We start from the raw sequence: 8,521 nt of genomic DNA, 5'->3' as shown, positions 1-8,521 counted from the left end.
CCTTCCTTCGACAGATCCTGCTTCAGAACATTCAGCGCCGCTGCCTCGCCGCCCGACGTCCACCAGTGCAGCATCTGCACTTCCTTCACGTCGGCTGCGCGTACGGACACGCTAGCGCTGGCCAGAGCCAATGCGATCATTGCGGTCGTGGTCAAAAACCTGTTCATCGAAGAACCTCCCAGTTCCAGTTTGGAAGATGCGGGACCCATTCCCGCACCAATCACCCGCCCTCCTCGAGCGTAGTTCGGCCGCCGGCTAAGCCGGCTTTTCCGTCTGCAGCATCCACCAATTGGTGCGTTTGCCGATATGCATGTTCAGCGTCTTGGTCTCCGTGTAGTCTTCGACCGCATGACGGCCGAGCTCGCGGCCGAGGCCGCTTTGCTTGTAACCGCCAAAGGGAAGCTCCGAGGCGCCGTCCATGAAGGTGTTCATCCAGATCGTGCCCGCCCGCACCGACCGCCCGATCGTCAGGCAGGTGTCGAAATCGCGGCTCCAGACACCGGCCGACAGGCCGTAGTCGATGGAATTGGCGATCCTGATGGCTTCGGCTGATGTCTCGAATGTCAGGACCGACAGGACCGGCCCGAAGACTTCCTCACGCGCCACGGCCATATCAGGGGTGACCTCTTCGAGGATCGTCGGCGACATGAACTGCCCCATGCCGAGATCGAGCGTCTCGCCGCCATAAGCGACGCGGGCGCCGCTGCTTCTGGCGCCGGCGACATATCCCGATATCTTCTCCAGATGCTGCGGCGTGATGATGGCACCGACCTGCGTCGAAGGGTCGAGGGGATCGCCGACCTTCACCGCCTTCGACAATTCGGCAATCCGCCTGACGACATCGGCAGCGATTGATTTATGAAGGACCAGCCGTGAGCCGGCATTGCAGCACTCGCCGGCATTGAAATATGCGCCGAAGACCGCGGCATCGATGAATGCATCAAGATCGGCATCCGGGAATACGATCTGCGGGTTCTTCCCACCCAGCTCCAGCGAAACCTTCTTCAGCGTCTGGGCGGCATTCGCCATGGTCAGCTTGCCGACGCCGGTCGAGCCGGTGAAGGACACCATATCGACGTCAGGATGCGACGTCATGACCGCGCCGACCTCAGGTCCCCGGCCGGTGACAATATTGACGACACCATCGGGAATGCCGGCCTGCTGCAGGATTTCTCCCAGCACGAGCGTCGATCCCGAGGTCAGTTCCGAGGGCTTGACGACGGTGGTGCAGCCGGCGGCCAAGGCAAACGGCAGCTTCTGGCCGACGATCAGGAACGGGAAGTTCCAGGGCGTGATGATCGACACCACGCCGATCGCTTCGCGCAGCACGACCCCCAATGTGCCATCGCCGAGCGTGTTGTAGCTTTCGCCGTGGAGGTCACGTGCGAGCGCTGCCGCGTAGCGCCATATGTCAACGGATCCGGCAATTTCTCCCCGCACCTGCGTGATCGGCTTTCCCGCCTCGATCGCATCGAGAAATGCCAGCTCCTCCGCACGCGTCGCAATCAGATCGGCGGCCTTGAGCAGGATGGCGGAACGTTCGGAAGCGGTCATCCGCGGCCACGGCCCAAGGTCGAAGGCCCTGCGTGCCGCGGCGATCGCCCGCTCGGCGTCCGTGCTGCTGCCCGTCGGGAAGCGGCTGACCACGACACCATGGCTTGGCGCGACACGCTCGATCGGACCGGAGGAGCCTGCCTCCCATTTGCCGTCGATGAGCATCTTGAAATCACGCGCTCTGTGGTTGCTCAGTGCCGTGGGGTTGACGAGGACCGTCATTACCATTCTCCCTTGAACGTTGCCGGGCGCTTCTCGCTGAATGATGCGACGCCCTCCTTCAGATCGCCGGTCTTCGCAGCGAGGATCGAGCCCAGGGCTTCGACCGCGGTTCCGTTGTCTTCGCCGTTCGCCGATGCGATCATCAACTTCGCGATCTCGGTCGCAGCCGGCCCCCTTGCAGCAATCCGCTGCGCATATTCCTTGGCAGCGGCCAGCGCGTTTCCTGTGGGAACAACCGCGTCCACGATCCCGAGAAGGCGTGCCTCCTCGGCGGTGAATATCTCGCCACCCAGGGCCATACGCCGGACGGCCTGCGCCCCGAACCGGCGCACAAGACGCTGCGTCCCGGACCAGCCCGGCACCATGCCAAGGCCGGTCTCCGGCAGGCCGATCTTGATGTGCTGCTCGGCGAGGCGAATGTCCGCGACGCCCGCAAGCTCAAGCCCTCCTCCGAGAGCGTGGCCGTTCAGAGCCGCGACCAACGGCACCCTGAGTGTCGCCAGTCTTTCGAAAATACGGTGGCCGTGGCGAACCCAGAGATGACCGAACTCCTGAGGCAACATTCCGCCCCAGGCCTTGATATCGCCACCGGCGGAAAAGCCCTTTCCTTCGCCCGTGAGAATGGCAGCGCGCACATTGGCGTTCGCCTCCACCTCGTCAGCCGCATCCGCCAGCGCTTTCAGCATGTCCAGGTCGAGCGCGTTCAGCTTCTCCGGACGAGAAATCGTCAGCGTCGCAACATGTCCATCGACGTCAATTCTGACGGATCCGCTAGCCATGGAAGCTGCCCTCCAGCGTGCGTGCCTTTTTTTCTGGAAGCGACAGGCCGATCGCTGCCTCCGCGAAGAGCGCCGCGTCCATGACCTTCAGATCAGGCGCGACGATCAATGGAAACTCCGATTGATCGAGGATGTGGGACTGGAGATCGACGCCAGGGGCAATCTCGGTGAGGACGATGCCATCGCGCGTCAGCTTCATCACGCACCGCTCGGTGACATAGGTGATATCCTGCCCTTGCTCGATCGCGCGCCTACCGCTGAAGGTGACATGTTCGACCTCGTTGACGAGTTTCTTCAACTTGCCTTCCTTCTCGATCAGTAGCGCGCCATCGGCGATCGAAAGCTTCGCTCCGGCGTTGAACATGCCGGAGAAGACGATCTTCTTCGCCCGCGCGGTGATGTCGACGAAGCCTCCGGCGCCAGCCGTCACATGCGGCCGGAAGGAGAGCTTGGAGACATTGACCGAACCGTCTTTGCCGATCTCAAGGAAGGACAGCAGCGAGGCATCGAAGCCTGCGCCCTGGAAATAGGTGAACTGATAGGGAGACGGCATGTAGGCGTCGGCGTTGGAGGCGCAGCCAAAGGCGAAGTCGAGCAGCGGCACGCCGCCGACGGCACCCTGCTCGATCACCCAGGTGACTGCGCCGTGGAGCCCCTCCTCCAGCAGAATGCGCGGCACGTTGGCCGAGATGCCGAAGCCGAGATTGACGCAGCTTCCCGTCTGAAGTTCCTGCGCGACACGGCGCGCGATGACTTTCTGAACATTGAACTCCGGGACGCTGAAACTATCGAGCGGGCGGAAGATCTCCCCCGAAATCGCCGGATCGTACTGCGTCTGCGTCGTCTGCTTCTGCTCCGGATCGACGACCACATAATCGACCAGCATTCCGGGCACACGGACGTCATGCGGCTTCAGCGAGCCTTCCTTGGTGATCCGCTTGACCTGGGCGATGACGATGCCGCCATTGTTGCGGGCGGCCAGGGCCTGATCAAGTCCGCCGAGATAGGCGCCTTCATGTTCGTAGGTGAGGTTGCCGCGCTCGTCGGCCGTGGTGGCGCGGATTATGGCGACCTTGGGGACGATCGCGGGAAAAAACAGCCAGTCGTCGCCTTCGAAGCTGACACGCTTGACCACCGGATGTTCCGACGCCAGGCCGTTCATCGCGCAACCCTGCCGCTCTGGATCGACGAATGTATCGATGCCGATCTTGGTCAGGACGCCTGGTCGCTTGGCGGCGGCTTCACGATGAATGTCGAAAAGAATGCCGGAGGGAATGTTGTAGGCCGGGATCTCGTTGCTGGTGATCATCTGCCAGATCAGTGGCGGCTCTGATGACGACGGACCGGAGGGATAGGAGCCGCCGATGATGCGTTTGAGCAGTCCCTTCTTGGCGATATAGTCGACGCCCTTGATGCCGCTCATATCGCCGGCAGCGATCGGGTGAAGGGTGGTAATATCCTTGGGATGGCCGGTCGCATCGAAACGTTCGCCGATCGCCTTCAGCATCAGATCCGGGCAGCCGAGACCGCTCGAAGACGACACCGTGACAACAGCGCCATCCGGGATCAGCGCGGCCGCTTCGGTTGGGGTGAGATGCTTCTTCGTTGGCATTAGACAGAGTCCTGTTTGATTTTGACGCTCATGCCGGCTCCACAGCTCTCGCGGACGACCAGCCGAACGGCTGTTGTCACCGTCTCCGCCTCGGCCTTGCCCGCGTTGATCTGCTTGAGAAGCATCTGCGCGCCGCGGCGCCCAATGCCTTGCGGATCGACCGAGACCGTTGTCAGCGCCGGAACCGCCGCCTGAGCCTCTATGACGTCGTCGAAACCCACGACCGCGAAGTCGGAGCCGGGCTCCAGACGGCGCGCGCGCAGTCCGTCGCAAACACCGAAGGCGACGGCATCGTTGAAGCAGACGGCCGCCGTCGGTCTGTCGGTAAGAACGAGCGCTTTTCCGATCGCCTCGACCCCGCCGGCGCGCGACGGCGCCGACGAGACGACAAGTTCTTGGTGGTAGTCGAGCCCGGCTGCTTCCATGCCGCTTCGGTAACCGGCAAGGCGGTCGTCGAAGACGGCGGTGTCGGGAAAACCGCCGAGAAAAGCGATGCGCTTGTGACCAAGCCCCGCCAAATGTTTGACCGCCGACATCATGCCGGCCCGGTTGTCGGAGACGATCGACGAGACTTTGGCGCCGGGCAGGTTTCGCACGACGACCACCACCGGTATGCCTGCCGCGACGAGCGGCTTGAAGTCTGCAGCATCGGTGGCGCGCGCCGGCGACACGATGAGCCCGGAAATGCCATGTTCCCGCATCGATGCGACGACCTCGCGCTGCCTGTCGATGCTCTCACTGGTGTTCGACAGGAACTGCACGAATCCGGCCGACTGAACGACCATGTCGACGCCGACTGCCAGCTCCGCAAAGAAGCTGTTCGTCAGATCGTTCACGACGACCCCGATGATCCGCGATTTGGCGCCGGCTTGGCGAAGATTGGCTGCGCCGCGATTGTAGACATAGCCCAGCTCGCGCATCACCGCATTGACCTTGGACCGCGTCCCCTCATTGACCAGGGAAGAGCCCTGAAGCACGAGCGAAACCGTCGATTTGGAGACGCCAGCCGCCTTTGCGATATCGATGACGGTCACCCGCGCCTTCGTCACCTCTTCCTCCGAACACCAAACGTTGATTGATCGTTAAATATTTGGAACGTTCCAATTCTGTCAAGAGAAATCTTAATCTGATGCCATTTATTGGCTATTTTCGGCGTAATGACTTTCTAATTGTCGCAGAACCCTTCATTCTAGAATTGGAACGTTCTAAAAGGACGACCCGTTACGCGCCATCGTTCGATTTTTTCGACCGATCTAAACACGAGCAATGCGCCGCAATCGGCAGACCTTCTGGGACAAGCCGGAAGGGCTTCTATCTGTGTTAAAAACTTTGCGACAAACTCAGTGGAGAGCATGGAGACATGAAACTGCGCGCCGAGTTGACCGGCCTGCCGCAACGCGAACAAGCACGGCGCTTGGCAACCGTTGCCGCGGCTTTCGTCGCACACATCGAGCGCATCGAACCCGACGCGTCCGAAGCCAGGGCCGCCCTGCGACGGCGGCCATGTACGTCGCCTGGCTTGTTTACCAGGAGACCGGCGATCCCATGCCGAATGATGTCAACGAGGTCGGAGAGGACAGCCTTGATCTGCTGGAGGAGCAACTAGCCAAACTCGGCTGAAGTCCCCTCGCCGCTCGCTGTTGCTCGTAACTATTCCATGGCTCACATAACCGTCCGCATTTGCCTAGCGGACCTTCATCGGCTTCGTCTCGAGCGGGATGAGAGGCTTGTAGGAAGCGCCTCCGAGTTCCCTGACGTGTTCCTGCTTCGCCTGGACGATCAACTCGCTGTCCTGGAGACATCTGGCGGCGGCGGCGGCCATGACCTTGCCGGCCTGAAGCATTCCCTTATGCGCGTAGGAGGTCTTGCCTTGCGTAACCATCTGCCAGCTATGCGGAGGCGTTCCGTAGGCTGATGTCGCCATGTAGACCTGTCCGGTGGGAACGATCCAGCTGACGTCGCCGACATCGGTCGAACCGTGCAGGAACGTCGGCTTTTCCTCAAACTCGTTGACATGTGCGGAGAGGATCGTTCCGCGCTTCTCGATGCGCGCTTGAACGTCCTTGGGAAAAGTCTTCTGGATCTCCGCCGCGAACGCCTTCTCGCTGTTGGAGAAGGACGCTCCGCCGATCTTGCCGAGTTCCTGGTGAATGACGCCTGCCAGCGTGGCGTTCGGGATCAGGTCGGCAGAGGCTGCATCGAAGGTGATCTCGACCTCCGTTCCGGTCATCAGCGCCGCTCCGCGCGCCACGTCCTTGACCCGCTCGGTAATGTCGCGCACCTGATCCATCAGCGGCGCGCGGACCTTGTAGAGCACTTCGGCCTGCGACTGCACGACATTGGGCGCCTTTCCGCCGGTATCGGTTATCGCATAGTGAATCCTGCCGTCCTGGACGATGTGCTCGCGCAGGAAGTTCGCCCCGACATTCATCAGCTCGACGGCATCGAGCGCGCTCCGCCCGAGATGGGGCTCGAAGCCCGCATGCGCGCTGACGCCACGGAAGCTGAAATAGACCTGGTTCGTCGCCAGCATTCTTGCATGATAGGCCAGGTTTTCATCCCACGGGTGCCAGGTGAAGGCGACGTCGACGCCATCGAACAATCCCTCGCGGGCCATGAAGGCCTTGCCGCCACCGCCCTCTTCGGCAGGGCAGCCGTAGAAGCGGACCGTACCGGCAAGCCCGAGTTCTTCCTTGCAGGCCTTGAGCGCCATGGCAGCGGCCAGCGAACCGACACCCAGCAGATTATGCCCGCATCCATGGCCGTTGCCGCCGGGGATGATGGGCTTATATCCGACGACCTCGCCCTCCTGGCTGAGATTGGGAAGCGCATCGAACTCGCCCAGGATCGCCACGACCGGCTGTCCCTCGCCGTAGCTTGCGACGAAAGCCGTCTCGATGCCGCCGGCCCGGCGCTCGACGGCAAACCCCTCCGCTTCGAGAAGGTCGGCGAGCAATGCGGCCGACTTGTACTCTTCATAGCGGATTTCGGCGAAAGACCAGATTTCATTGGCTGCCGACTGCAGCCCTTCCGCCTTGTCGGTGAGCACGCGCTCGATGATGTCGATATATGTCATTTCACCAGTCCTGGAATTGCTTGATCGGCGACCAGTTCGTCCTTGCTTCCGGTCGGAAGCGTCGCCGCCACGGCGAAGGTCACGACAGCGCAGCCGATGATCGCCAGGAAGGCTGTCTGATAATTCTGGTCTGTGGCGTGCAGGATGGCCCCGATCGCTGTCGGCGAGACGAAGGATCCGATCTGGGCCAGGGAGTTGATCAGGCCCGTCGCTGTCCCCACCGAGTGGCTGGGGTAATGTTTCATGATCGTCACGAACACGCTGATCGAGATCGCGTTCAGGAAGACGTTTGAAACCGTGAGATAGAAGAAGGCCAGCGGGATGGAGGAAGCGTTGGCCATCAGATAGATGAACGCCGCCGACACCAGGGCGCCGATGCAGATGAGATACTTTTCCTTCTTGTGGAAATAGCGGTCGAGCAGCCAGCCGCAGAACAGGAAGGACAGGAAGCCGAGCGTCGGCGGGATTGCCGAATAGGCGCCCATCGACATCATGCTCATGCCCTTGACCTTCACCCAATAGGACGGGAGCCAGGACTGGAGACCCCAAAAGACGATGTTGGTGAAGAAGTAGCAGAGGGCGATCTTCCAGGTCAGTGCATTCTTGAGCAACGCCGTGATCCGAGCTTTTTCCGACTTTGCCGTTTTCGGGCCGGCGGAGATCGAAGCCGCGCCGGCGACTGGCTTCATGACCAGATAGAGCGCGATCGCAAGAACCAGTCCGACCAAGCCGAGGGTGACGAACATGAAGCGCCAGTTGAAGTAGGCGATCAAGGCCGTGGTTACCAGCGAGCCTACGGCAAAGCCGACAGAGGCTCCCGACTGAATGACCGATTTCGGCCTCGCCATGCTCTCCTTTTTGAAGTTCTCGGTTATGGCGACCGAGCTTCCCGCCGGGAAGACAGCCTCGCCCATTCCGACCAGGACGCGCGACACGGCGAGCCCCATGGCGGAGCTGACAGCGCCGCATGCGACCGTGCCGAGGGACCAGATACCGACTGCGGAGGTCAAGACCGATCGGGTTCCCAGCCGATCGACAAGGTATCCTCCGACGAGCTGCGTCAGAGAATAGGCGAGAAAGAATGCGCTGATGATCATCCCGGACTGTTCGGAAGTCAGGTGGAACTCGTCGACGATCGGAATGATGGCGATGTTGATCGCGGTCTTGTCGAGGAAACCGACGACCCAGCAGACAAACAGCATCGCAACAATGACGTGCCTTCGCTTGATTTGACTAAGCATGGAATGCTCCCCTTTTTTGAGCGTTTATAAAACATGC

6 protein-coding genes and 1 pseudogene are annotated in these 8,521 nt (G+C 61.3%); all 7 read right to left on the bottom strand.

The features are described from left to right. Positions 1-167: pseudogene (locus tag FHT75_RS34440) on the bottom strand (sugar ABC transporter substrate-binding protein); the annotation flags it as partial. A gap of 88 nt (positions 168-255) precedes the next feature. Next, positions 256-1,776 carry an aldehyde dehydrogenase family protein gene (locus FHT75_RS34435; protein WP_063473392.1) on the bottom strand — a complete coding sequence of 507 codons (1,521 nt, stop codon included), beginning with the start codon at positions 1,774-1,776 and terminating at the stop codon, positions 256-258. Then, positions 1,776-2,555 carry an enoyl-CoA hydratase/isomerase family protein gene (locus FHT75_RS34430; protein ID WP_047619901.1) on the bottom strand — a complete coding sequence of 260 codons (780 nt, stop codon included), beginning with the start codon at positions 2,553-2,555 and terminating at the stop codon, positions 1,776-1,778. The genes FHT75_RS34435 and FHT75_RS34430 overlap by 1 nt, the downstream gene beginning before the upstream one ends. Continuing rightward, positions 2,548-4,167 carry an acyl CoA:acetate/3-ketoacid CoA transferase gene (locus FHT75_RS34425; protein WP_063473391.1) on the bottom strand — a complete coding sequence of 540 codons (1,620 nt, stop codon included), beginning with the start codon at positions 4,165-4,167 and terminating at the stop codon, positions 2,548-2,550. Before FHT75_RS34425 ends, FHT75_RS34430 begins: the two co-directional genes overlap by 8 nt. Beyond that, complete coding sequence (locus FHT75_RS34420) at positions 4,167-5,216, bottom strand: LacI family DNA-binding transcriptional regulator (RefSeq protein ID WP_047619897.1); 1,050 nt, start codon at positions 5,214-5,216, stop codon at positions 4,167-4,169. The genes FHT75_RS34425 and FHT75_RS34420 overlap by 1 nt, the downstream gene beginning before the upstream one ends. Before the next feature lie 635 nt (positions 5,217-5,851). Beyond that, positions 5,852-7,243 (bottom strand): amidohydrolase, encoded by a 1,392-nt coding sequence (locus tag FHT75_RS34410; RefSeq protein WP_047619896.1) that lies wholly within the window; start codon positions 7,241-7,243, stop codon positions 5,852-5,854. Next, complete coding sequence (locus FHT75_RS34405; protein ID WP_183845748.1) at positions 7,240-8,484, bottom strand: MFS transporter; 1,245 nt, start codon at positions 8,482-8,484, stop codon at positions 7,240-7,242. The genes FHT75_RS34410 and FHT75_RS34405 overlap by 4 nt, the downstream gene beginning before the upstream one ends. Positions 8,485-8,521 lie beyond the last annotated feature (37 nt).

Source organism: Rhizobium sp. BK112, assembly GCF_014193215.1.
GTDB classification, from domain to species: domain Bacteria; phylum Pseudomonadota; class Alphaproteobacteria; order Rhizobiales; family Rhizobiaceae; genus Rhizobium; species Rhizobium anhuiense.
The sequence above is the reverse complement of the archived record's forward strand: the minus strand, read 5'-3'. Positions and strand labels throughout refer to the sequence as shown.

Excerpts from the sequence above, each read along its gene's own strand:
- FHT75_RS34435 (WP_063473392.1), bottom strand. The coding sequence starts at position 1,776 with ATGACGGTCCTCGTCAACCCCACGGCACTGAGCAACCACAGAGCGCGT.
- FHT75_RS34430 (WP_047619901.1), bottom strand. The coding sequence starts at position 2,555 with ATGGCTAGCGGATCCGTCAGAATTGACGTCGATGGACATGTTGCGACG.
- FHT75_RS34425 (WP_063473391.1), bottom strand. The coding sequence starts at position 4,167 with ATGCCAACGAAGAAGCATCTCACCCCAACCGAAGCGGCCGCGCTGATC.
- FHT75_RS34410 (WP_047619896.1), bottom strand. The coding sequence starts at position 7,243 with ATGACATATATCGACATCATCGAGCGCGTGCTCACCGACAAGGCGGAA.
- FHT75_RS34405 (WP_183845748.1), bottom strand. The coding sequence starts at position 8,484 with ATGCTTAGTCAAATCAAGCGAAGGCACGTCATTGTTGCGATGCTGTTT.